This is a genomic window from Bradyrhizobium sp. DN3 (assembly GCF_041357655.1).
GTDB lineage: Bacteria > Pseudomonadota > Alphaproteobacteria > Rhizobiales > Xanthobacteraceae > Bradyrhizobium.
Genome location: NZ_JAULLN010000003.1, coordinates 284347 through 306990 on the forward strand (window position 1 = coordinate 284347; position 22644 = coordinate 306990).

Sequence of the window (22644 nt, forward strand, 5' to 3'; positions counted from 1 at the left end):
ATGGGAACGTTGGTTCTGCTTGATCTCATGGGCGGCGTTGCGCTGTTGTTGTGGGGCCTGCACATGGTCCACAGCGGGATCTTGCGCGCCTTCGGTCCCGACCTGCGGCGCCTGCTCAGCAAGGCGCTGAGCAACCGCGTCAGCGCCTTCGCCGCCGGCCTCGGGCTCACCGCCCTGCTCCAGAGCAGCACGGCGACCGCCCTGATCACCAGCTCGTTCGCCGCCGAGGGCCTCGTCAGCCTCGCCGCCGCGCTCGCCATCATGCTCGGGGCCAACGTCGGCACGACGCTGATCGTGCAGGTGCTGTCGTTCAACATCGCAGCCGTTGCGCCGGTGCTGTTCGTGCTCGGCCTCGTCGCCTTCCGCTCAGGCCCGCGATCGCGGATCAAGGACATCGGCCGTGTCTGCATCGGCCTCGGCCTGATGCTGCTCTCGCTGCACATTCTGCTCGACACGCTGGCGCCGGCGGAGAACGCGCCCGGCGTCCGCGTCGTGATGTCGGCCATAACAGGCGATCCCATTCTGTGCATCGTCATCGCGGCTCTCATCACCTGGGCGGTGCATTCGAGCGTCGCCAGCGTCCTGCTGATCATGTCGCTGGCCTATTCGCAGTTCGTGACGCCTTATGCGGCCCTCGCACTGGTGCTCGGAGCCAATCTCGGCAGCGCCATCAATCCCGTGTTCGAGGGCGCCAGGCGCGACGATCCCGCGAGCTACCGCCTGCCGGTCGGCAATCTCGTCAACCGCGTGATCGGGATTGCCCTGGTCCTGCCTTTCCTGGGCGTGATCGCCGAGCACATGCAGGCCTGGCAGCCCGACCTCGCCCGGATGACAGCCGCCTTCCACATCGCCTTTAACGTCGGCACCGCCGTCCTCTTTATCGGCCTGCTCGATATCATGTCGCGCCTGTTGACCCGGCTGCTGCCCGATCGCGTCAAGGAGGCCGATCCGGCCCGCCCGCGCTATCTCGACGAGACCGCGCTGGAGACGCCGTCACTGGCGCTCGCCGACGCCGCCCGCGAGACCTTGCGCATGGGCGACCTCGTCGAGGTCATGCTGCGCAAGGTGATGGCCGCGATGATGACCGGCGACCGCGCGCTGGTCGACCAGGTCTCGAAGACGGACAATCTCGTCGACGGTCTCGACGAGGCCATCAAGCTCTACGTGACGAAACTCATGCGGGGCAGCCTCGACGAGAGCGAAGGACGGCGCGCGATGGAGATCATCTCCTTCGCCATCAACCTCGAGCATATCGGCGACATCATCGACAAGAGCCTGAGCGAGCTCGCCACCAAGAAGATCAAACGGCGCTTCCAGTTCTCGGCCGAGGGGGCCGAGGAGCTCGCCGCCTTCCACAAGCGCACGATGGATTCGCTGCGGATCGCCTTCGGCGTCTTCATGTCGGGTGACGCAAATGAGGCGCGCAAGCTGCTGGTGGAGAAGACGGCGCTGCGCAATACCGAGCTTGCCGCCGTCGAGCGCCATCTGGATCGGCTGCGCGAGGGCCGCCCCGAGACCATCGAGACCACGTCGCTGCATCTGGACGTGCTGCGTGATCTGCGCCGCATCCACTCGCATATCTGCTCGGTCGCCTACCCCGTGCTGGACGCGGCCGGCGAACCCTATCGCCGGCACGAGGCCGATCAAGCCGCCGTGCCCGCGTCAGGCGCGGCGTCGGCGTTGCCGCGCTAATCCAGCGCGAACGAGAATCGCGCCTCCCGAAAGCAGCAGGCCGGCGGCGCACAGCAGGGTCGGACTGATCCATAGCGTCAGGAACGATACGAGCCGCGCATGTTCCGGCCGCCGGGGATCGTAGGCGATATTGACCCGCTCGCCATCGGAATAGGGCTGATCGGTCGATCCTGACGAGGAGGTGAACGTCATCGAGCGGCCGTCGGCTGTCTGGAATCGAAACGTCGGATAGAGGAACGTTCCTCCGTGATTTCCGCCGCGTCGCGCGACCGCCCCCACAAAACGCGCGTCCGTCTGCTCGGCCCGCGCGAGGAATGCGATCGTGCTGCCGAGTTCGAGAACGCCGAGCGAGAGCAGCAGCAGGCCGGCAGCAACGACTGACACGAACAGAACAGTCGACAATTTGCGCATGCCGATCGGGGAGTTGGAGGGCCCGGGGCGCTGCCCCCCCCGCTCAGCGGTCCAGCGTCTTCGAGGCGCTGCCGCGGTTCTTCACGATCAGCATGATGTTGCGGATATAGATGATGGTCGCGAGCGCCTGTCCGAGGATGATGACCGGCTCGCGCTTCACGACGCCGTAGACCAGCGTCATCAGCCCACCGCCCATCGAGCAGAACCAGAACGCCATCGGCACCACGCTGTTGCCGGCCCGTTCGCTCGCGATCCACTGCACCAGGAAGCGCGCAGTGAAGAACAATTGCGCGACGAGGCCGAACGCGAGCCAGAAATCGAACTTGGCGACGAAGACGTCGTAGAGATAGTTGCTCAGCGCCTGACCGTATTGGATGATCATGCGTTCACCTCGGTCACATCTGGCGTCGTCTTCTTGCGGCGGATCAGCCACCACACGCCGGCGAGATCCATGATGCCGATCCACAGCCGGTCGAAGAAGCCATAATTCGACACGCCGGAACGGCGCGGCCGGTCGATCACGTCGACATAGGCAATGTCGTAGCCTTCGCGGCGGACCAGCGCCGGCAGGAAGCGATGCAGCCCGTCGAAATAGGGCAGCATCAGGAACACGTCGCGCCGGAACGCCTTCAGACCGCAGCCGGTGTCGCGCGTGCCATCCTTCAGGATCGCGTTGCGAACGCCGTTCGCCACGCGCGACTGTAACTTCTTGAAGCCGGTGTCCTTGCGGCCGATCCGCTGGCCGGCGGCGAGCCCGACGCGCCCCGCCCCCTTCTCGACCGCCGCGATCAGGTCCGGCAGGAATGCCGGATTGTTCTGTCCGTCGCCGTCGAGCGTGGCAACGATCACCCCGCGCGCCGCACGCACACCACTGCGCACGGCTGCCGATTGGCCGCCCGATCTCGCATGGCGGAGCTGACGCAGATTGCCCCGCTGCTTCATGATGCCGGCAAGCCGTTCGCCGGTCGCATCCGTCGAGCCGTCGTTGACGTAAATGATCTCATAGGCCCAGCGGCCATCGAGCGCCGCCGTGATCTCCTCGATCAAGGGCGCGATGTTGTCGGCTTCGTTGCGCACGGGAACGACGATGGAAACCGATGGCTGGGACGTCGACAAATCAAGGCTCGTGGTTGGAATTGGCCTGCCTCCAAGGAACCGGCGCCCCGGCAGGCAGCCGCTTTTATGGGGCGGATGCCCCGTGGGCAACCCTTTTGAGACGGCTCGATACCGCCCTTGGAAGGGGTACGATCGTGCCGTCCGCGCGGATGGCAAAGCCCAGCCTTCGAGCTGCGAACCAATAGCGGACGGCCAAGGCGCCGACCGTACCGACCATGGCGCCGGCCACGACGTCGCTGGGGTGATGCGCGAGCAGCACCAAGCGCGTCAAGAGGATCACGATTGCGTATGTGAACATGAACACGCGCAGGCGCGGCCACAATGCTGACACCGCAAACGCCAAGGCGAACGCTGCCACTGCATGGCCCGACGGCAGGCTGGCATAAGCCCCCGTCCCCTCGAACGGGATGAAGTTGAACGGGTTGGCTTGTCCGCCGACGAATGGACGTCCGCGTCCGATGAGATATTTCAGGATCTCGGCGACCAACGCTGATACGGCAACCGACAGAAACATGAATTGCAGCCGCGTGCCGAGGCCAAGCAGCAGCGCACGGCGAGTCCCGTGCAGCCCTGCCGCAACGAACGCCACAGCCACAAGCGCAGCCCCCAGCACCGACAGCACATACTCGTCCTTGCCGAAATCGGTGAGGATGCGGATTGGCCACAGGCTTGGCGTGCCCCGCGCCGGCATCAGCTGGATCTCGGTCAGATCGAACGCGACCATCAGCACGATGACCAGGGCTGCGCCCGCTGCACTGATCCAGAGCGAATGCCGCGCCAGCCTCCGTGCGGCCTCGGCGCGGCGCGAATGCGAGGGCGTGCGCACGAGTTGCGCCAGCGCATGCCAGGACACGGCGAGCAATTGCGCGGGATAGCCTGCGCGCGGCCCAATGTCGTTCGGGGCCCGCATCCTATTCGGTGCCTTCCGAGCGGAAGATCGAGATCGCGATCGCGCGCCCTTGCGAGAAATTATAGCCCTCGATGCGCGTACCGACCTTGTAGCGCAGCCCGATCGCCTCGGCGCGCTGCACGAAGCTACGCTCCGAGCGTTGCTCGATCAGCGCGAAGCGACAGCTGCCCTGCCGCAGGAAGTCGGCCGCGCCCGAGCCGTCGGTGAGCAGCGTCTGCGTGCCCGTCAGGAAGACGAGGCTCGGTTCGTGATAGCCGGCAGCAGCCGCCTTCGGTCCGACGCAGGTGACGTTGCGAAGTGCGCGCGCAATCTCGATGCTCGGAAACAGCGGGATCAGCGACGGCAGCACGATGCCGTAGACCGTCACCGCCAGCATCAGCGCGGCGACCAGCGCGTTGAGCAGCGAGCGCTCGGCGCGATTGTTGTCGTAGAGCCACCAGGCGAACAGGCCGAAGATCAGCGATGCCGCGATGAACGGCCAGGCCACGAAGGCCGGCTGGCGCGTCAGCATCACCGCGCCGACCACGGCGATGATCGAGGCGGCCGCGGGGATCGCGAACCACCAGGCCGAGCCGCGCATCAGCCAGGACCGCGACAGCACACGCCGCTCCACCGCCCCCGCGGTGAGGATCGCGATCGCGGGATACAGCGGCAGCACATAGTGCGGCAGCTTGGTCAGCACGGCCTCGAACACGATCCACGACGGGACCAGCCAGGCCAGCAGGAACTGCGCGCCGGGCTCGCGCCGCGCTCGCCAGACTGCGGGCGCCGCCATCGCCGCGAGCGGCGCGCCCGGCCAGAAGGTGATCCAGAACAGCGCGAGATAAAGCCCGGGCGGCGCGCCGTGGGATTCCTGGGCGCCGATCTTGCTCAGCATGTCGCCGCCGACGGAATCGGCGAAGAAGGCATCGCCCGCGCGCCAGAAGATCGCGACGAACCAGGGCAGCACCAGCACCAGCATCCACATCAGGCCCCAGACCGGACGCAGCCGCCATAGCCAGGAGGCATCGCGGTCCTGGATCGCGAGCGCGACGATGGTCAGGCCCGCAAACATCAGGATCAGCGGACCTTTGATCAGGATACCGATGGCGAGCGCGCTCCAGAAGATCGCCGGCCAGCTCCAGGGCGGATGGGTCTCATCTTCCGCTCGCTGCCAGGACAGATAGGCCCGCGCCATCGCGCCCATCGCGGCGACCACGCAGAACAGCAGCATCGCATCGGTCTTGGCGAGACGCGCCTCGACACCGAGCAGCACCGAGGCGCACATCATCAGCGCCGCCAGCACCGCGGCGCGCCGCGTGACGAAGCCAAGCGCGGCCCAATAGGTCATGAGCACGGCGCCGATGGCTCCTAACAGCGACGGCAGCCGGTAGACCCAGATGCGCAATTCGGCCTTCGGCAGCTTGAGCGCCGCGGCGGTTTCGACCGCGGCCGATTGCAGCCAGTAGATGCCGACCGGCTTCTTGTAGCGGACGTCCTCCTGGAAGCGGATGTCGACATAGTCGCCGCTCTCGACCATCTGCTTGGTGGCCTGGGCAAAGCGCGCTTCGTCGCGGTCGATCGGCGGGATGGTGAAGAAGCCCGGCAGGAATAGCAGCAGCGCGCACAGCACCAGGAAGCCAACCGCATGGGCGTGGCTGGCCGTGACGATATCGAGCATTCGCACGAGCCCGCTGCCTGGATTGACGGGCGATTTCGGCTCGCGGGGGGCTCCAAAACGGGGAGTTGGGTAGGTCTCGGCCATTGGTTCCGCTTACGCTGAAACCGCCATCGCCACAACCGCTTAAGCCGGGCTCATTGAATTCGAATGACAACTGTGTCCGCCGCGCCCGTGGCATCGATCACGGTGAGCCGCGCAAAGCCCGGGCCGGGCGGATCGATCAGCCGCTGGCGACGTCCGTCGATCTCGCCGAGCGCGGTTCCATTAACCATGACGGTCATGGGCAGAACGCCGCCGGCGACTTTGACCGGCATGGCTGCGCTCTCCCGACCACTCGATCGATCGACTTCGATCCGCGAGCCGTTGAGCGGAAACTGAATGTGCAGCGCCTGCTCGCCGCCGGTGCGCACCAGTTCCCCGACCGGACGGAACCTCTTCAGCGGCAGCGGCAACTTGCTGTTGCTGGCCACCAGGGTTCCCCTCGGGGGCTTCGGCAATGGAGCCAGCGTCTTGCCGGTCCGGGCGAAGGCGTCGAACGGGATCGGCGCGGCAGCGACGCGCCCGATCAGGCCGGGAACCGGGGCTCCGTCGGGCCGGCCGACCCAGACGCCGACGGTCATGCGGCCATCGAAGCCCACCGACCAGGCATCGCGATAGCCGTACGAGGTGCCGGTCTTGAAGGCGATCCGGTTATGAGCGGCGTTCTCCGGGGGCGGCGTGCCCAAGAGCACATTGCCGACCTGCCAGGCCGCAACCTGGTCCAGCAGCCGCAACGGCTCGCGGTCATCCCTATCAGCTATGATCTCACGCAGCGGCTTGGTGGTGCCGAGACGTGCGAAACCCGTATAGAGCTGGACGAGGTCCTGGAGCGTGACGCCGACGCCGCCGAGACCCATGGCGAGCCCGGGCGCCTCGTCCTTGGGCAACACGAGATTGCCGCCGGCCTGCCGCAACCGCGAGGCCAGCCGGCTGGAGCCGACGCGATCGAGGAGCACGATGGCAGGCACGTTCAGCGACAATTGCAGCGCCTTCCTCACCGGCACCGTACCCTGGAACGTCATGTCGAAATTTTCCGGCGCGTAGGAGCCGAAGCGGACCGGCCGGTCGTCGATCAGGCTCTCCGGATGGACGAAGCCATCCTCGAAGGCGAGCCCGTAGATGAAGGGTTTCAGCGTCGAGCCCGGCGAGCGGATGGCGCGGGTCATGTCGACCTGCCCTGCCCGGCTCTCGTCGAAATAATCGGCCGAGCCGACGCGGGCGAGCACGTCGCCGCTCTCATTGTCGACCACGATGATGCCGACCGAGATATTTGGCCCGAGCGCGATGGCACGATCACGCGCCAGCGGCTCCAGCACCTTTTGCAAGTTCGCATCCAGCGTCAGCTTGATGACCGGCGTGTCCTTCACGATCGAAAGCGCGGTGTCGGAGGCATGCGGCGCCAGGATCGGCATCGGTTTGCGCAGCTTCTGAATGGCAACGGCCTTGGCCTGCTTCGCATCTTCCGCGCTGACCTGATGCTCGGAGACCATGCGGTCGAGCACGCGGTCGCGCGCGATGCGGGCTGCCTCGGGATGGCGGTCAAGCCGCCGCGTCTCCGGCGATTGCGGCAGAGCCACCAGCAGCGCGGCCTCCGCCAATGACAGCCGCTTCGGCTCCTTGCCGAGATAGGCGATCGAGGCGGCCCGGATGCCTTCGAGATTGCCGCCGTAAGGGGCGAGCGCGAGATAGAGGTCGAGGATCTGCTCCTTGCTCAAGCTTCGCTCGATCTCGATGGCCCGCACCATCTGCCGCAGCTTGGCATAAAGCGAACGCTGTCGCCGCGGCTCCATCAGCCGCGCAAGCTGCATGCTGATGGTCGAGCCGCCCGACACGATGTGGCCGCGCGTTGCAAGCTGCAACGCGGCCCGGCCCAACGCCAGCGGGTCGATGCCGTCATGGGCGTAGAAGCGCTGGTCCTCATAGGCGAGCAGCAGTTTTAGATAGGTCGGATCGACGTTCGTCCTGGCATCGACCGGCAGCCGCCACCGCCCGTCCGCCATGGCATAGGCGCGCAGCAGCTTGCCATTGCGGTCGACGATGGTGGTGGAGCCCTGCCGCGCCTCGTCGAGCGGCAAAGGACCGAGGGAATAGACCCAGGCGACGAACCCGACGATGGTGAGGATGAAGGCAAAGGCGACGGCCGACAGGGCACGCATGACGCCGCCTCGCCCTGCTCTACCGCCGCCCTTGCTGACTTCGTTCATCCCATTCTCACTCACTTCGCCGCCCGCACCTCGACGGTCCCCGTCCCAGTGCGGCCGTAGCGCGAGGGATTATACATGTCCTCGACATAGGCCTGCGGCAGCACGTATTTGCCGGGCGAGACCGCGCGCACGACATAGGCGACGGTGAAGACCGATTTGGAATCCGAGGCCCGGTCGACCGCCGCGGTGAAGCGGTCGTCGCGGAATTCGGTGTCTTCAGGCTCCTCGCCATCCTCGATCCAGTCCAGCGTGCCGCTGTCGCCGGACGAGACCAGCTTCGGATTGTCGATCTCGAGGCCCGCCGGCAGATAGTCGGACACCATGATGTGGCCGTATTCGGGCTTCGCCTCGGTAATCTTCAGCACCACCGCAAAGCGCTGGTTCTGCTTGACCTTGCTGATGTCGGCGGGCTTGCCGTCGAGCGTGAAATAATTGCGCTCGATCTTGAAGCCGTTCGACGCCGCCGGCTCCGGCGTGACCGGCGAGCCCGACACCGAGACCACCGCCTGCACTGGCGCATCACCGGTGTTGGTGATCTTCAGCGGCTTGCCCTCCAGCGTCGCGGCCTTGTAACTGCGATAGAGCGCGGTCTTGACCGGCTGGCCGTCCACTTCCATGGACAAGTTCTCCTTGGCCAGCGCCCGCGCCGCCAGCACCAGCCAAGCATTCTCCTGCGTGGAGGTGTAGGGCGTCAGCCCGCGCGCGGTCTCGACCCGCGATACCGCCTGCGTCAGCGTTGCCTTCGGCGCGTTGCCTTCACTCGCGAGCGAAACCAGCGCCGCGGCATCGCGAAGCTGCGAGCCATAGTCGGTGCGGCCAAACTCCAGCACCGGTTTCGGCGCGAGGCTGTCGAGCGCGGCACCATAGACCCGCTCGGCGCGATTGCGGTCGCCGACCAGCGCCAGCGCCGCCGCAAGCTGCGACTTCGCGATTGGGGTTGCGAGGTTGCTGAGCTTAGTATCGGCGAGATAGCGGAGGTCGCCGATGGGAGCCGCGCCATTGCGTGCGAGCACGTAGAGGCCATAGGCGAGCTCGCGGCCACCGTCCTTCTCCGGCTCGTTGGCATTGACGACGGAGTTGCGGATGCGGTCGAGCGCGTTCTTGAACAGCACGTCCGGCACCGCAAAGCCCTTTTCGCGGGCGCGGGTCAGGAAGTCCGTCACATAGGCATCCAACCAGGCATCGTCACCGCCCGCCAACCACAGGCCGAACGAGCCGTTGGAGCCTTGCCGCGCCAAGAGCCGCTCGATCGCGTCGCGGATGCGCTGGTCAACCTCGGTGTCCATGGCGAGATGCGCGCCGGCGGCGAGATCGTTGACGTAGAGCAGCGGCATCGCGCGGCTCGTGATCTGCTCCGAGCAACCATAGGGATAGCGGTCGAGCGCTTTCAGGATCGTCGCGGCATCGAGCGCGGTTGACAGGCTCGCCGACACCGAGACGCTGCCGGTGCCCGGCACAAGGTCGGAGAACATGTCCGGCGTCAGCGTCAGGCTCTCGCCCTTCGCCAGCGTACGGATCGAGCGCCGCGCCAGCACCTGCGTCGCCGCCTTGACGTCGAGCGCATAGTGACGCGCGAGCGTAAGGCCGTTCGGCCCCTTGATGTCGACGTCGAGCGTCGCCTGCCCCGCCGCGGTTGCGTCGATCGCGAGCGAGAACGCGTTGCGCTGCTTGGCGGCGAGCTTGACTGTGGTCGCGGGATTGCCGGTCATCTTCACCGGCCCGCCCGTCTTCACGTTGATGACGTAGTCGCCGACCTGGCCCTCGACATTGTCGATCTCGAGATTGACCGTGCCGCGATCGCCATTGAGCAGGAAGCGCGGCAGGGTCGTCGTCAGCACCACGGGATCGCGGATCACGACATCCGTATTGGCGCGACCGAGTTTCGTGGCGGTCCACGCCACCGCCATCACGCGCGCGGTGCCGGCGAACTCCGGAATGTCGAAGCTCACTTCCGCGGTGCCGTCAGCTGCGACCGTGACGATGCCCGAGTAGAGCGCGAGCGGCTTCTGCGTGGGCGGCGAGCCCTGGAGCTCGCCCGCTCCGGCATCGCCGCCGGACTTGATCTGGCCACGCGTGCCCGACATGCCGTCGATGAGCTGCCCGTAGAGATCGCGGATCTCGGCGCTGAGGCGGCGCTGGCCGAGATAGTAATCATCCGGCGCCGGCGGCTTGTAGTTGGTGAGGTTGAGAATGCCGACATCGACCGCGGCGATGACGATTTTGGCGTCCTCGCCCGGATTGAGACCGTCAAGCCTAACCGGGATCTTCAGGGTCGAGTTCGGCCGGATCAGCGCCGGTGGCGTCAGCTTCACCTGGAGTGTGCGGGTCTGCTTGTCGATGCCGAACCATTTCAGGCCGATCGCCCGGCCCGGCATGCGCTGCGCGGCCGCATCGAGCGGACGGCGCAGCGTCGCCACCACATAGGCGCCGGTGCCCCAGTCCTTGCCGATTGGAAGCTTCACCTGCGCCGTGCCTTCCTTGACGTCGATGGTCTGCGTCGTCAGCAGGCGATCGCCGAGCACGTTGATGGTCAGCTTGCCGGCGCTGCGCACATTCACGGACACCGTCATGGTGTCGCCGGAGGCGTATTGCGGCTTGTCGATCGAGGTCTCCAACAGGTCCGGCGTGTCGGCGCTGCCATCGGAATACCAGCCGACGTCGAACTGCACCGAGGTCACCGGGCCGTCGGCGTCGTTCGACTTCACATCGAGCCGATAGCGGCCGGGCTGGGCGGTCAGCGAAATCCGCGACGGTTTGTCGGCGGCGATCACGACATCACCGTCCGCAACGCGCGAGGTGGACTTGACCGGCTCGTACTCCCAGTAATTGTTCTGGCGATACCACTGGTAGCGCGACTCCATCTTCAGGAGCTCGTAGCGCAGGCCATCGCGGGCGAGTGTCTTACCCTCGGGCGAGACGAACACGACGTCGAACTCGGCCTTGTCGCCCTCGGCGACGTTCTTGTCGCCGAACAGCGGCTTGACGCCGATCATGGCGGTCGCCGGCGCGATTGGCAGCACGAGCTTGCGTTCGACGGCCCGGCCGCCGGTCTCGACCATGCGGACGAAGATCTGTGCCTCCTGCGGGCGGGTGGAGGCCGGCTGCTTGTCCAGCGTCACCGGAAAGGTCGCAACGCCGTTGGCGTCAGCTTCCGGCAAGTTCTCCAGCGGCGTGCGCTCGTTCGAGGTGGTCTCCTCGTCGTCGACGCCGAACCGGTAGCCGGCAAAGCCCGGGCGCTGGCTCGCAGGCGCCACCAGCATGTCGCCTTCGAGCTGGAGGCCCGAGGCCGGCGCGCCATAGAGGAAATGACCGTCCGCCTTCAGCTCCACTGGAGCATTGGCTTTGATCAGTTTGTCCTTGGCGGACAAGTCGAATTCGATCCGATCAGGAACGTAGTCCTCGACCATGAAAGTGGTCTCGCCGACCGATGTGCCCTTCGGATCGGTAAAGGCGCGCACCCGCCAGGTCCCGGTCGGGACGGCCGAGTTGAGCGGCACGGCGAGCGTGCGGCCACCGGCGCCCTGGTCGGACAGCACGGCGCGGCGGAATTCGACGCCGTCGGGACGCTCGATCACCAGCGTCAGTGGCCCCCCGGTGACGGCATTGCCCTGCCCGTCACGCAGCAGCGCGGTGAGATAGACGGTCTCGCTGGAACGGTAGACGCCACGCTCGGCATAGACGAAGGCATCGGCGCCGGCCGGCACCGCGCGACCCGAGACGCCGCGGTCGGACAAGTCGAAGGCGCTCGTCTTCAGGCTGAGGAAGGCATAATCGGCCTTCTCGCCCGTGACCGTCAGCAGCGCCGGCGACAGCCCACCCTCGCCGCGCGCGAGCCCCGCCTCGAACAGCACATGGCCGCTGTCGTCGGTCTTGCGGGTGGCCAAAATCTCATTGTTGCGGGCAACCAGGCGCACCTCGGCCTTGCCGACCGGATCGGTCGAGGCCAGCGAGTTGACGAAGACGTGGATGCCGTCATTGCCGGAATAGGCCGACACGCCGAGGTCGGAGACGATGAACCATTGCGTGGCGAGCTGGTACTCGTCGTTGGAGCCCGGCCCCTTGGCCGCAGCGGTCATGACGTACACACCGGGCTGGAGCTCGCCGAGCGCCTGGTCGACCGGGAAAGCCGTGGTGACGTCCTGGTTCAGCGTCATCGCGGTCGCAAGCTCGCCGGACCAGACCTTGACGCCGCGCTCGTCGCCGAGATCTGAGAGCTGATATTTCGACAGCGTCTTCTGGAAGTCGCTGTCGACGACCGTGTTGATCAGGTTGCGGTCGCCGATGCGGAACACGTTGATGCTCACCGCGGGCGTGTTGACGCTGACCACGGGAATGCCGCGCTGGCCGGTCCTGGGCAGCACATAGGCGCGGCTGGTGAAGCGCACGAAGGGTTTTCGGTCGCGCACATAGACGTTGAACTCGGCCGATTTCGGCAGGCCCTCCTTCACGGCCGACGGCAGGCCGGCGCGCAGATTGATGTTGTAGCGCTCGCCGTGCTTCAGCCCGTCGACGCAGAGCTGCTTGCCTTCGGCCGACAGCGCCGGCTTGTCGGTACCAGCCAGCGCCAGGTACGGCGCGAAGTCGGTGCGCTTGGCGAGCTCTTCCGAGAACTGGAAGCAGGCGCGCGGGCTCGCCGAATCCGAGTCCACGGTATAGTCGAACAGCCGAAAACCGTGCTCGTCGCGCAGCTTCTCATACTGCCCGCGGACGTCGGCGACCTCGCGCATGTCCAGCGACAGCCGCATCGCATCCAGCGCCGGCCGCCACAGCTTGCGTTCGGCCATCGACTCGCCGAGCACGGCGAGCGCGTCGGCCTCCTCGCCCGGATTGCCGGCGCGCTGGTAAGCGATATAGGCGGCAGTCGAGGCACGCTCCCAGAGGAACGTCTGCTCGCTCGACGTCTTCGGCGAGATCTGGAAGATGACCTTGGCGAGCCGCAGCCAGTTGCCGGCATCCTCCGGCGTGGTCGCCGCGATCTGCCCGAGCACCGAGAGGCCGGTGCGATAGTCGTTGCGCCGGAAGGCGGCGTCGGCATCGGTACGCAGCGTGGCGCTGGTCTTTGCGACCGGGCCCGCTTCGCTCTTGATCTGGGCCTCCAGCTTGATCGCGGAATCGGCGAGATCGTCGCGCTTGAACGCCTTGTCGGCGGCCTGTGCTGCGCTAAGGCCGAGCGCCAGCGTGGCGCAGAGTGTGACGGCGCGGATCAGACCGATCATGATGGACTCCCGGAAATCGCGGACGAACGCCGCGGCGGTAAATGAAATGCGCGGAATGGTGACGGACTCAAGGCGATGGAACCAAAGGTGCAAATCGTCGCATTCGCCATGATAAGGCAAGCCCAGAGGAGACCGATCAAGATACCGCCGCGCACGCCGTCCTGATGGCGCAGCAATACCAGACGGGTCGACCGGTGGCCGTGTCCCGGAAGCTAGCCAGCGCTCCCGGCGATGTGATCCATCGTCCAGTACACTGCCGCTCAACCCGGCACCCTGACACCCCACCGTTCCGCTTTGTCGCGGCTCTGAGGAAAACGGTTCGGTTCAGACTTGGCGAAACGCCAGATTTTTCATATTGGCATGGTAGATGAACAGCCAGCCCCCGACTGGGGCGGCTGAAAACGGTCCCGTAGCTCAACTGGATAGAGTAGCGGATTTCTACTCCGCGGGTTGCAGGTTCGAGTCCTGCCGGGATCGCCAGCCTTGTTCATCTTCCAACCTCAGCCTGATGCATCGTCCACCACCGGGCGATGGCCGCGGCCAGATTATTCCACAGCTCCGTCGGCAAATCCGGCACGGCCACCCGGACGCTATACTGGTCCGTGGTCGCATCGTGAAACCACTCGGTCGCGGCGAAGTCGAAACCGAAGCTGCCGGCGTGACGGATGGGGAAGCCCTCGCCGCGCAGTTCGTTGCTCATGTCTTCGGCGGCCTGTCGCGCGCTCGCCTCGTCGAGCGGGCGTCTGCTCCGAAGCGTCACGTAGAGGCCGTGGGTGAAATGGAGCTCGGCCGACAGCGCCGGGAGCTTCGCGGCAAAATATCGGGCCGTGCTTCGTCCGTTGCGCAAGATCGCCGCAACGCGCCTTTTGGTCAGAGCCCAGTAGGTCGCACTGCCCGCAAAGGGCGGGAAGTGTGCCGGCAACGCCGCGCCGCCGAGAAGCCGCACCGCGTTACGCGTTTCGGCGGCGAGCCCTTTGCAGTCAAGGCGCCCCGCCCGCTGCTCGTGCTCATTGCCGTGCACGAAAACCGCAGAGCCGAGCCGGCCATATTCCGCTCCGAGCGAATCGAGCTTGTTGTGGCTTCGCACCAGCACCAGCGGAATTCCGTATCGCCGGGTCCACCGCAAGACACGCCTGATGCGACCCGATCTGCCGGCGAAACAGGTCGTGTCGAAAATCAGGAGATCGAGCCCCGAGCCATCACTATGCAGTGCGGCCTCGAAAGCGCCGGAGAATGAGCAGGAATCGAGCAACAATATTCTCGGCGAATTTGCCCGGGCGAAGGCATCGCCCAGCGGAAGCTTCAAGTCTACGAGCTGCAGATGAGAGATAAAGCTCCGGATCAGCTCCAGCGTCTCGCCGTAGGAGCCTGGGAGCACGATAATGTCAGCCTTGTCGACGATCTGCGCAGTGGCAAGGAGCACGGCGGAGAGCGCGGCCATGCCTGACGCGGTGTAGATCGCCGTGCTCATGCAGCCGCACTCGAGCTCATAAAACGAAGGACCGCGTACCCTGAGATCGGCGCGCTGGTAGTCGTAACTGAACTCGAACGGCCCGCTGGAAGGATCGGCCGTATGCGACCAGGCCGTCTCCGTCGCCTTCCACTCATGCAGCTCATGCTCCGCCCTCAGCGCCGCAGTGATCTGGAATTTGGACCTGACGACCTCGTCGACGGATAGTGGACGTGCCAAATCGAGCCGGTTCCTCAGACAATCATTCAACAGCCTGAGTTCCTGATGCTTTCGTTCTAAATAGGCTGCAAGCGTCTCCATGCGGATCTTGGACAGGTGCCATCTGCAACGTCAACGTCCGGGCCCTGCGTTGGGTCCAGCATCTGCCCGCGCGGTCTGCAACGAAGGCCCCTCTTCGCAGTTAAAGACTCTGCAAGGAGGTCATCATGGCTAATATCAGAGAGCACATGAAAATCATCGGCAAGGACGGTGCCCATGTCGGCACCGTCGATCGCGTCGAGGGTAACCGCATCAAGCTGACCCGGAAGGACAGCCCCGAGGGTCACAAGGACCATCATCACTATATCGACATGAAATATGTTGGCGCCGTCGAGGGCGACGTCGTCAAACTGTCGGTGAATGCCGACGCCGTGCCGAAGACGGAAGCGGCATAAGACAATAAGCCCCTTCGGGGGCTTTTTCTTAGTTCATGGAGCTTCTTCGAGCCTCGCCGATTCGAGGGGGCATTCCGATCTGGTCGCACTTCAAGAAAGCGTGCGCAGGCCTGTCCAGCGGCCCGGAGAGCCCTACCTATCCGGGCATGCAAAAGAGCTGTCGAACGATATTGTGATGCCGCCATCTGATTGGACAAGAATGGCCATCGCATCCGGGGTTGCCGCCACCGCCATGGCGTTTTTAGCGATTGATGCTGCCGTGGATGTGAGCCCGGGCGGCATCGCCAAGCGCCTTGAAGTGGTGCAAGCTTCTCTTACGGACGCCGCGGTCGGTCACCATCAACTGGCCTTCGCCGTTCGGGCCTGGGCGCGTGGAAGCGACCAGACGCATCGTCCGGCCGCCTATCAATCATGCATCGAGCGTCACGAGCACAGGCCGCAGTCGCTAGGCATGGATCGCGGCGTTTGACAGCAGCAGTCTACTCCGCGCGCAGCATCATGCGGTCGATCCTGTTCAGGATGAGGCGGCCTTAATCCTTGTGAAAAATTCTGGCGTCGTGGAACGAGACCACAACCGGCACGTTGGATGTGGCGAAATAAGGTGGTGCCGACCTACCAGCCCCGGTCGGCTTTGAAGGACCCCGTGCTTGTCCCCCGAGCACGGGGTTTTTCTCGTCGCGAATGAGGCTGTCGGCCGCAATGCGGCTAGTCCGTCCGTTCCTCACGCCGATCGCGGGCGAGCTGGTGCCAGGCCAGGGCCAGCTGGATCAGGCGTTGCCGATCGGCGCCTTCGGACGCTGCGGCCCGCCTCATCGCGGCCTCGGCCTCGTGCTGTGGATCGTACTTGCTGCACATGAGGCTGACCCTATAACCGGCCGATCTGGACAAGCGCATGGCAATTTCGCCCGTATGATTGCGGGGTCGCTTCCCTCGTCGTCCAAGCCTCGTTTGAGGGTCTGTGAACTGCGTCACAGCCTGCACCCCGTATCTCCGCTAAACAGCGCTTCAACGCTTCACGGTGGTGTTCAGGTCATGACACACAAAGCAGCAGCCGAAGTGGTCGTCCCGACGCAACGACAAAGGTCCGATTTGCTCGGCATCGCCTATCTCGGGACCATCACCATCGTGATGCTGGCCTGGATCGGCGGCCTGGTCTGGGCCGCGATGGCGTTCTTCAACTGGCTGGTGTCCTGACGCGCAAGGCGACGAGCCTGCCGCGAGCGAGCGCGCGACGCGGGTCGTGCGCTAGAACAAATGGGGCAGCATCTGCGAGAGTTTGATCCCGCCGCAAACGATGATGGCCCACAACGCCACGCTGATCTGGATGGCATCCAGCATGTCCCACATCCCCGCGAATCATCCCGACATTTTTCTTTTGAGACTTGCGCGAGGCGGCAACGAGCGCCAGCGCTAATTTGAAGCAATCGCCGGCGCGCAAAAAAGAGGCGGGCCTCGGCCCGCCTCTGCTGCTTCAGATCCAGCTCGGAAAACTCAATAGCACGCGCGGGGATCGGCCTGCACATACTGGCCGTTCGGATAGCGGTAATAGCAAGTGTCCTGCGCCCAGTAATAGCCGGGCTGAGATGCCGCCGTAGCGCCGGCAATTGCGCCCGTCGCCCCGCCGAGAACCGCGCCTGCGGCAGCACCCGTTGCGTTGCCCGAGAGCAGGCCGCCTAGCACGCCGCCGACGATGGCGCCGCCCAGTGCGCTCGCGCCGGGATCGGCCGGCGGCGGAGGCGGAGGTGGCGGCGCATAGGCGACCGGAGGTGGGGCATAGGCCACCGGCACGTCGTCGATGTAGTCCTCAGAAATGTAGGCCGGTGGGCCCGCCATCCGCTGCGGATAATAATACCAGACGCCGCCAACGTCCCACCACCAGCCGGACCGACCGTTGCGGACGTCGTGACGCCAGCGCCCGCCGTCCCAGGCGAGATTGCCGCGATAGGCGTGTCCGCCCCAGTCGCGTGCCGGAGCGGGACCGCGCGCATAACGTCCCGGCGGCGGACCGCCGGCATTGTGCGGGCCGGGACCGGCATGGGGCTGCGGTGCGGGCCGGGCCGCCTGCTGCGGCGGAGGACCCTTGCGCATGTTCTCATTGGTCTGGGGCGGCGCACCTGCGCCCGGCCTTGCCGGCAGTTGGCCGGCCTCCTTCGGCGGTCTGGCCTCCTGCGCCTGGGCCGACAGCGCGAGCAACGACATGGCCGAAACCAAGGGAATGATGATCTTCATGCGGCTGGACGCACTCATGCGTGCTTGACCCCCTACTCTCTCGATTGTCGTGGTCCCTGGCGCGATAGACGATTCGCCTCACGCCGGGCTGATGCCGGCCGACATAACTGACCTGCTTGATCGGCTAAGTCCCGTTACAAATGATTAAGATCAGAGCAATTTTTCGACCCCAACGGGCTGCATGCAGAGGGGCGCGCCGGACCGCTTGCTCCTAGCGCGCCGGCTCGATCAGATTGCAATTGGTCCGCCCCGACATCAGGCAGTCCTGCATCTTGCTGGCCGAAGTGAGGTCGCGGGCAAGCCACCAGCCGACGCTGAGGATCAGAAGCGCGATGATCAAGCCGGCAATCGCGCCGCGGCGGCTGTCAGGGGGTTGGGGTCTTCTAGGGGATTTGGGCTTCTGGCCCGGTTCAGGCTTGGACATGGCTACCTGATTGCGCAACCGGACTGGCTTTATCACCTCTGCGGCAGCCCGTCACATCCCGGTCAGCCTCGCGCGCTCAGCCCCGGGTCTGCCGGATCGCGTCCTTGCGCGAGGTCTCGACGGCCGGAGTTGCCTGTTGGACCCGCGGTGCACAGGTTGTAAGCACGAACGCTGTTTGGGTGCATTCCCAGTCCGCACCGAGAACGGCGCTCTCGATCGGCTGCGGACGGGCTAGCAGCAACGCAACGCCGGCCAGCGCCGCCACCACGAAGGCGGCCGCGACCGCCTTCAGGCTCAGTCGGAAGATCGTCATGCCCGTGCTCCGTCTCGTTGGGGGCAGACGCTAGGCGCCGCTCCGCATGCTCCCCTATGAGGGACATCACAATTCGGCAGTTTTTCCGGGCTACGAGATCGTCGGGGCTGGCGATTTTTCGTTGACCTGGTCGGCTGCGATTATGGGTGGCTTCGCGACGCGTGCCGATGTACACGCTTCTGCGTCGCGTGGCGCCTGCTATGCCCAGCCGACGTACCAACAGGCACTGATGTAAGATTGAAAGCGAGGAAGACAAGGCTCGTAATGAGTGGATTCAGGGAACCCGGCTTCGCAGACCGGCAAAAGGCGGCACAGGACGCCCGCAAAAATCTTTTGAACAAGTTCAAGTCGCAGCCGGGTCCCGATGATCCGGCCGTTGCGGCACGCCGCGCCGAGCGCGAGGCCCTCGCGGCCAAGCGCGCCGAGGCCAAGGCTGCGCGCGAAGCCGAAAAGGCTGAGCAGAAGCGCATCGAGGAAGAAGCCAAGGCTTCCGAGGCCGCGCGGATTGCACGCGAGGCCCAGGAAGCCGCCGAAAGGCAGGCAGCTCTGGAAGCCGAGCAGAAGGCCAAGCGCGACGCCCGCTACGCAGCCCGCAAGGCCAAGCGCAAGTAACGCTCAGACGTAACGTTCAATTGAAATTGAACTGAAGCGCCACTCCGGGGCGGTCCGTGGGGCCGCACCCGGAATTCGAGATCGCGCGGCTCGCCTCAGGCGAGCGTTGCGCGACGAGGACGGAGATCAATTCTTCTTCATCATCCCGTCGTCTTTCTTCATTCCGTCCTTCGACATGTGATCCTTCTTCATGCCGTCGTCCTTGGACATGGTATCCTTCTTCATGCCGTCTTTGGACATCGTGTCCTTCTTCATCATGCCGTCGTCCTTGCCCATCTTGTCCTGAGCAAAGGCGGCCGGCGACAGCGCGAGGCCAAGCGACAGAGCGGCAGCCGAAACGCCGAGCACGATGCGGGTGCGAATGGTCATGAGCAGTCTTCCCTTCGAGATGGTGTTTGTCAGCGACGGATGCCGCTATCCTGTCTCGACGGATTGCCACGCAGCGTTGTTACGCGCTCGCCGATAAATTTCTACGGTCCTGCGCAATCCTTCGTTTGGCGTCGTCCCGCGCGGATCGGAAGTGTGCAGCGCAGCACGGCCGGGCCTTGCCGCGGCATTCGGTCTCGAACTATCAGATGAGAGAACACGGGTGAAAGACCGGCTAGGATGGGCCTAAAGCACGGTCTCAAAGACCCAACCCAAATCACCCGAACAAGAAAACCGTCCAAGGGGATCACACCATGCTCACGCGCCGTCATCTGATCGCGACCGCGGTCGCCGCACCCGCCATTCTTCGCTTCGGTACCGGTACGGCGCAGGCCGCCACCACGCTGAAGATCTCGCACCAGTTCCCGGGTGGCACCATCGACAAGGGCGATTTCCGCGACCGGCTCTGTCGCATGTTCGCCGCCGAAGTTGCCAAGCGCAGCAATGGCGACATCGCCGCCGAAATCTATCCGAACTCCTCGCTGATCAAGACCAACGCGCAGTTCTCCGCGATGCGCAAGGGCGCGCTCGACATCAGCCTCTATCCGATGCCCTATGCCGGCGGCGAGCTGCCGGAAACCAATATCGGCCTGATGCCGGGCCTCGTGACCACTTATGACCAGGGCCTGCGCTGGAAGAAGGAGCCGGTCGGCAAGGCGCTGACCGACTTCCTCGCCGACAAGGGCATCATCCTGCTCACCTGGGTCTGGCAGGCCGGCGGCGTCGCCAGCCGCTCCAAGCCGATCGTCGCGCCGGAAGACGCCAAGGGCATGAAGGTGCGCGGCGGCTCGCGCGAGATGGACATGGTGCTCCAGACCGCCGGCGCCTCGGTCCTCTCGGTGCCTTCGAACGAAATCTACGCGGCGATGCAGACCGGCGCCTGCGATGCCGGCATCACCTCCTCGACCAGCCTGATCTCGTTCCGTCTCGAAGAGGTGGCGAAGTCCCTGACTTCGGGCGCAGGCACCTCCTACTGGTTCATGCTCGAGCCGCTGATGATGTCGAAGGCGATCTTCGACAAGCTGCCGAAGAACCATCAGGACATCCTGCTCGCGGTCGGCACCGAGCTCGAGGCCTTCGGCCGCAAGGGCGCGCAGGACGACGACATCGAGGTCGCCAAGGTCTACGAGAAGGCCGGCGCCAAGGTCTCGGTGCTCGACGCCGCGACCGTCGGCAAGTGGCGCGACATCGCCCGCGACACCGCCTGGAAGGACTACAGCGCCAAGACCGCGACCGCCGCGAACCTGCTCAAGCTCGCCACCGACGTCGCGGCATGAGCCACGGTCCACTTCCGGATCGTGATGACCTGCCGAACGCCGCCGCAGGGACAGGCCTTGCGGCGGCGATCGATCGCGGTCTCGCCGTCCTCAACAGCATCATCGTCGTGTTCGCCGCGATCGCGTTGGTCGCGGCCTGTACGATCCTGAGCTACAGCGTGCTCAGCCGCGCTCTGTTCAAGGCCGCCAATTACTGGCAGGACGAGGCGGCCGTGTTCCTGCTGGTCGGCGCGACCTTCATGACGGCGGGCTATGTGCAGCAGAACCGCGGCCACATCGGCATCGAGGCCTTCGTCGGCCTGCTCTCGCCGCTCGCGAACAGGGTCCGCCTCTGGCTGGTCGACGCCGCAACGTTCCTGTTCTGCGCTTTCTTCACCTGGAAGTCCTGGACGCTGGCCCATGAAGCCTATGTCGACGGCCAGGTCTCGAACTCGATGTGGTCGCCGCCGCTCGCCATTCCCTATTCGCTGATGGCGCTCGGCATGAGCCTGCTCTGCGTCCAGATCATCGTGCAGCTTGCGCTGCCTTTCGCCGGAGCCAAGCGGCCATGAGCGTTTTCGGTATCGGTCTCGCCTACGGTATCGCGACGCTGCTCGTGATGTTTTCGGGCATGCCGATTGCGTTCGCGCTCGGCGCGGTCGCAGTCTTGTTCATGGGCATCTACATGCCCGCCGCTTCGCTCGATACAGTGACGCAGAACGTCTACGAGGAAATGGCCTCGATCACGCTCTTGTCGATCCCGCTTTTCATCCTCAAGGGTGCCGCGATCGGCAAGTCGCGCGCCGGCCAGGATCTCTACTCGGCGTTGCATGCCTGGCTGCATCGCGTGCCCGGCGGGCTCGGCGTCGCCAACGTGTTCGCCTGCGCGCTGTTTGCGGCGATGGCGGGCTCTTCGCCCGCGACCTGCTCGGCGATCGGCTCGGCCGGCATCCCCGAGATGCGCAAGCGCGGCTATTCCGGCGGCTTTGCTGCCGGCATCATCGCCGCCGGCGGCACGCTTGGCATCCTGCTGCCGCCCTCGATCACCATGATCCTGTTCGCGGTCGCCGCCGAAAAGTCACTGGGGCGGCTGTTCCTCGCCGGCATTGGGCCCGGCCTCTTGCTGGTCACCCTGTTCGGCGCCTATGCCGTGATCCGCTTCCGCCGGGAATACAAGGCGGCTGAAGCGATCTACAAGAACGGCGGACCGCAGGCCGCGATCCTCACGCGCGACGAGTACACGCTCGCCGAACGCTTCAGCGTGCTGCCGCGCGTCATTCCCTTCGTGCTGCTGCTCACCGGCGTCATGATCGCGCTCTATGGCGGCTACGCCACGCCGTCGGAAACCGCCGGCCTCGGCGGCCTCCTGGCGCTGGCGCTGATCGCGGCGATCTACAGCGTGTGGCGGCCGAGCGACCTCGCCCCGATCATGCGGTCGACGGTCCGGGAATCGACCATGCTGATGATGATCATCGGCATGTCGCTGCTCTATTCCTACGTGATGAGCTATCTGCACATCTCGCAATCGGTCGCCGAATCCATCGTCGCGATGCACCTGCCGCGCTGGGAGCTGCTGTTCGCGATCCTCGTCATGGTCGTGGTGCTCGGCTTCTTCCTGCCGCCGGTCTCGATCATCCTGATGACGGCGCCGATCATCCTGCCGCCGCTCCGCGCCGCCAATTTCGACATCATCTGGTTCGGCGTGGTCATGACCATCGTGATGGAGATGGGGCTGATCCATCCACCGGTCGGATTGAACATCTTCGTCATCCGCAACGTCGCACCCGACATTCCCCTGAGCGAGGTGATCTGGGGCACCCTCCCCTTCGTGCTCTTGATGATGGCCGCGGTGCTGCTGCTCTGCTTCGTGCCGGCGATATCGACCTGGCTGCCAGATCTCGTGATGGGGCCGGACGGGAGCAGGTAGCGACAATCACAGGTGCCGTAGGGCGGGCAAAGCGGCTTGTCCGCCGTAGCTCGAAGAGCGAAGGCGGAAGCGTGCCCACCATCTA

General features: G+C 65.3%; 21 protein-coding genes and 1 tRNA gene. 9 read left to right on the plus strand and 13 right to left on the minus strand.

Features of this window, described 5'->3' with window-relative positions:
* On the plus strand, positions 1-1692 hold the full coding sequence (locus AAE027_RS06615; protein WP_370987376.1) for a Na/Pi cotransporter family protein: 1692 nt from the start codon (positions 1-3) through the stop codon (positions 1690-1692).
* Here AAE027_RS06615 and AAE027_RS06620 read toward each other — a convergent pair.
* The 7 genes from AAE027_RS06620 to AAE027_RS06650 form a co-directional block, all read right to left on the minus strand.
* Positions 1663-2094: a DUF3592 domain-containing protein gene (locus tag AAE027_RS06620; protein ID WP_370987377.1), complete on the minus strand. Its 432-nt coding sequence runs from the start codon at positions 2092-2094 to the stop codon at positions 1663-1665. The genes AAE027_RS06615 and AAE027_RS06620 overlap by 30 nt on opposite strands.
* A 52-nt stretch (positions 2095-2146) precedes the next feature.
* The gene (locus tag AAE027_RS06625; protein ID WP_091894846.1) at positions 2147-2485 is read right to left on the minus strand and encodes a lipid-A-disaccharide synthase N-terminal domain-containing protein; all 339 of its coding nucleotides are present in this window, start codon (positions 2483-2485) and stop codon (positions 2147-2149) included.
* Positions 2482-3219, minus strand: coding sequence for a glycosyltransferase family 2 protein (locus AAE027_RS06630; protein ID WP_128933953.1), 738 nt, complete (start codon positions 3217-3219; stop codon positions 2482-2484). The genes AAE027_RS06625 and AAE027_RS06630 overlap by 4 nt, the downstream gene beginning before the upstream one ends.
* A 64-nt stretch (positions 3220-3283) precedes the next feature.
* Complete coding sequence (locus tag AAE027_RS06635; protein ID WP_370987378.1) at positions 3284-4129, minus strand: phosphatase PAP2 family protein; 846 nt, start codon at positions 4127-4129, stop codon at positions 3284-3286.
* A 1-nt stretch (position 4130) separates the two neighbouring features.
* On the minus strand, positions 4131-5873 hold the full coding sequence (locus AAE027_RS06640) for an ArnT family glycosyltransferase (RefSeq protein WP_370987379.1): 1743 nt from the start codon (positions 5871-5873) through the stop codon (positions 4131-4133).
* A 50-nt stretch (positions 5874-5923) separates the two neighbouring features.
* The gene (gene pbpC / locus AAE027_RS06645) at positions 5924-8032 is read right to left on the minus strand and encodes a penicillin-binding protein 1C (RefSeq protein ID WP_370987380.1); all 2109 of its coding nucleotides are present in this window, start codon (positions 8030-8032) and stop codon (positions 5924-5926) included.
* A gap of 11 nt (positions 8033-8043) precedes the next feature.
* Positions 8044-13248, minus strand: a complete 5205-nt coding sequence (locus AAE027_RS06650) for an alpha-2-macroglobulin family protein (protein ID WP_370987381.1) — start codon at positions 13246-13248, stop codon at positions 8044-8046.
* A 403-nt stretch (positions 13249-13651) separates the two neighbouring features.
* Between AAE027_RS06650 and AAE027_RS06655 the strand changes: the two genes are divergently transcribed.
* Positions 13652-13728, plus strand: a tRNA-Arg gene (locus AAE027_RS06655).
* 7 nt (positions 13729-13735) lie between these two features.
* Here AAE027_RS06655 and AAE027_RS06660 read toward each other — a convergent pair.
* A complete protein-coding gene (locus AAE027_RS06660; protein WP_370987382.1) occupies positions 13736-15019 on the minus strand; it encodes a hypothetical protein in 1284 nt (427 codons plus the stop codon).
* A 125-nt stretch (positions 15020-15144) separates the two neighbouring features.
* Between AAE027_RS06660 and AAE027_RS06665 the strand changes: the two genes are divergently transcribed.
* The gene (locus AAE027_RS06665; protein ID WP_128933962.1) at positions 15145-15372 is read left to right on the plus strand and encodes a DUF2171 domain-containing protein; all 228 of its coding nucleotides are present in this window, start codon (positions 15145-15147) and stop codon (positions 15370-15372) included.
* 199 nt (positions 15373-15571) lie between these two features.
* Entirely contained in the window at positions 15572-15841 is a 270-nt protein-coding gene (locus AAE027_RS06670) for a hypothetical protein (RefSeq protein WP_370987383.1), read from the plus strand.
* 236 nt (positions 15842-16077) lie between these two features.
* Here the strand turns inward: AAE027_RS06670 and AAE027_RS06675 are convergent, their stop codons facing one another.
* Positions 16078-16227 (minus strand): hypothetical protein, encoded by a 150-nt coding sequence (locus tag AAE027_RS06675; protein WP_479714207.1) that lies wholly within the window; start codon positions 16225-16227, stop codon positions 16078-16080.
* A 177-nt stretch (positions 16228-16404) separates the two neighbouring features.
* Here AAE027_RS06675 and AAE027_RS06680 point away from each other — a divergent pair, with 177 nt between their 5' ends.
* Positions 16405-16566: a hypothetical protein gene (locus tag AAE027_RS06680; protein ID WP_164935011.1), complete on the plus strand. Its 162-nt coding sequence runs from the start codon at positions 16405-16407 to the stop codon at positions 16564-16566.
* 297 nt (positions 16567-16863) lie between these two features.
* Here AAE027_RS06680 and AAE027_RS06685 read toward each other — a convergent pair whose 3' ends face one another.
* From AAE027_RS06685 to AAE027_RS06695, 3 genes are all read right to left on the minus strand, one after another.
* A complete protein-coding gene (locus tag AAE027_RS06685; protein ID WP_370987384.1) occupies positions 16864-17619 on the minus strand; it encodes a hypothetical protein in 756 nt (251 codons plus the stop codon).
* 193 nt (positions 17620-17812) lie between these two features.
* Complete coding sequence (locus AAE027_RS06690) at positions 17813-18025, minus strand: DUF2273 domain-containing protein (protein WP_370987385.1); 213 nt, start codon at positions 18023-18025, stop codon at positions 17813-17815.
* A gap of 76 nt (positions 18026-18101) precedes the next feature.
* A complete protein-coding gene (locus tag AAE027_RS06695; protein ID WP_370987386.1) occupies positions 18102-18338 on the minus strand; it encodes a hypothetical protein in 237 nt (78 codons plus the stop codon).
* Between the two features lie 264 nt (positions 18339-18602).
* On the opposite strand from AAE027_RS06695, the gene AAE027_RS06700 reads away from it, so the two are divergent.
* Entirely contained in the window at positions 18603-18950 is a 348-nt protein-coding gene (locus tag AAE027_RS06700) for a DUF6481 family protein (protein ID WP_370987387.1), read from the plus strand.
* A 126-nt stretch (positions 18951-19076) separates the two neighbouring features.
* Here AAE027_RS06700 and AAE027_RS06705 read toward each other — a convergent pair whose 3' ends face one another.
* Positions 19077-19319, minus strand: a complete 243-nt coding sequence (locus tag AAE027_RS06705) for a pentapeptide MXKDX repeat protein (protein ID WP_028150975.1) — start codon at positions 19317-19319, stop codon at positions 19077-19079.
* 311 nt (positions 19320-19630) lie between these two features.
* On the opposite strand from AAE027_RS06705, the gene AAE027_RS06710 reads away from it, so the two are divergent.
* The 3 genes from AAE027_RS06710 to AAE027_RS06720 are packed head-to-tail and all read left to right on the plus strand — an operon-like array spanning position 19631 to position 22559.
* Positions 19631-20653: a TRAP transporter substrate-binding protein gene (locus AAE027_RS06710; RefSeq protein WP_370987388.1), complete on the plus strand. Its 1023-nt coding sequence runs from the start codon at positions 19631-19633 to the stop codon at positions 20651-20653.
* On the plus strand, positions 20650-21204 hold the full coding sequence (locus AAE027_RS06715; RefSeq protein WP_370987389.1) for a TRAP transporter small permease: 555 nt from the start codon (positions 20650-20652) through the stop codon (positions 21202-21204). Before AAE027_RS06710 ends, AAE027_RS06715 begins: the two co-directional genes overlap by 4 nt.
* Positions 21201-22559, plus strand: coding sequence for a TRAP transporter large permease (locus tag AAE027_RS06720; RefSeq protein WP_370987391.1), 1359 nt, complete (start codon positions 21201-21203; stop codon positions 22557-22559). Before AAE027_RS06715 ends, AAE027_RS06720 begins: the two co-directional genes overlap by 4 nt.
* The last annotated feature ends 85 nt before the right edge of the window (positions 22560-22644 follow it).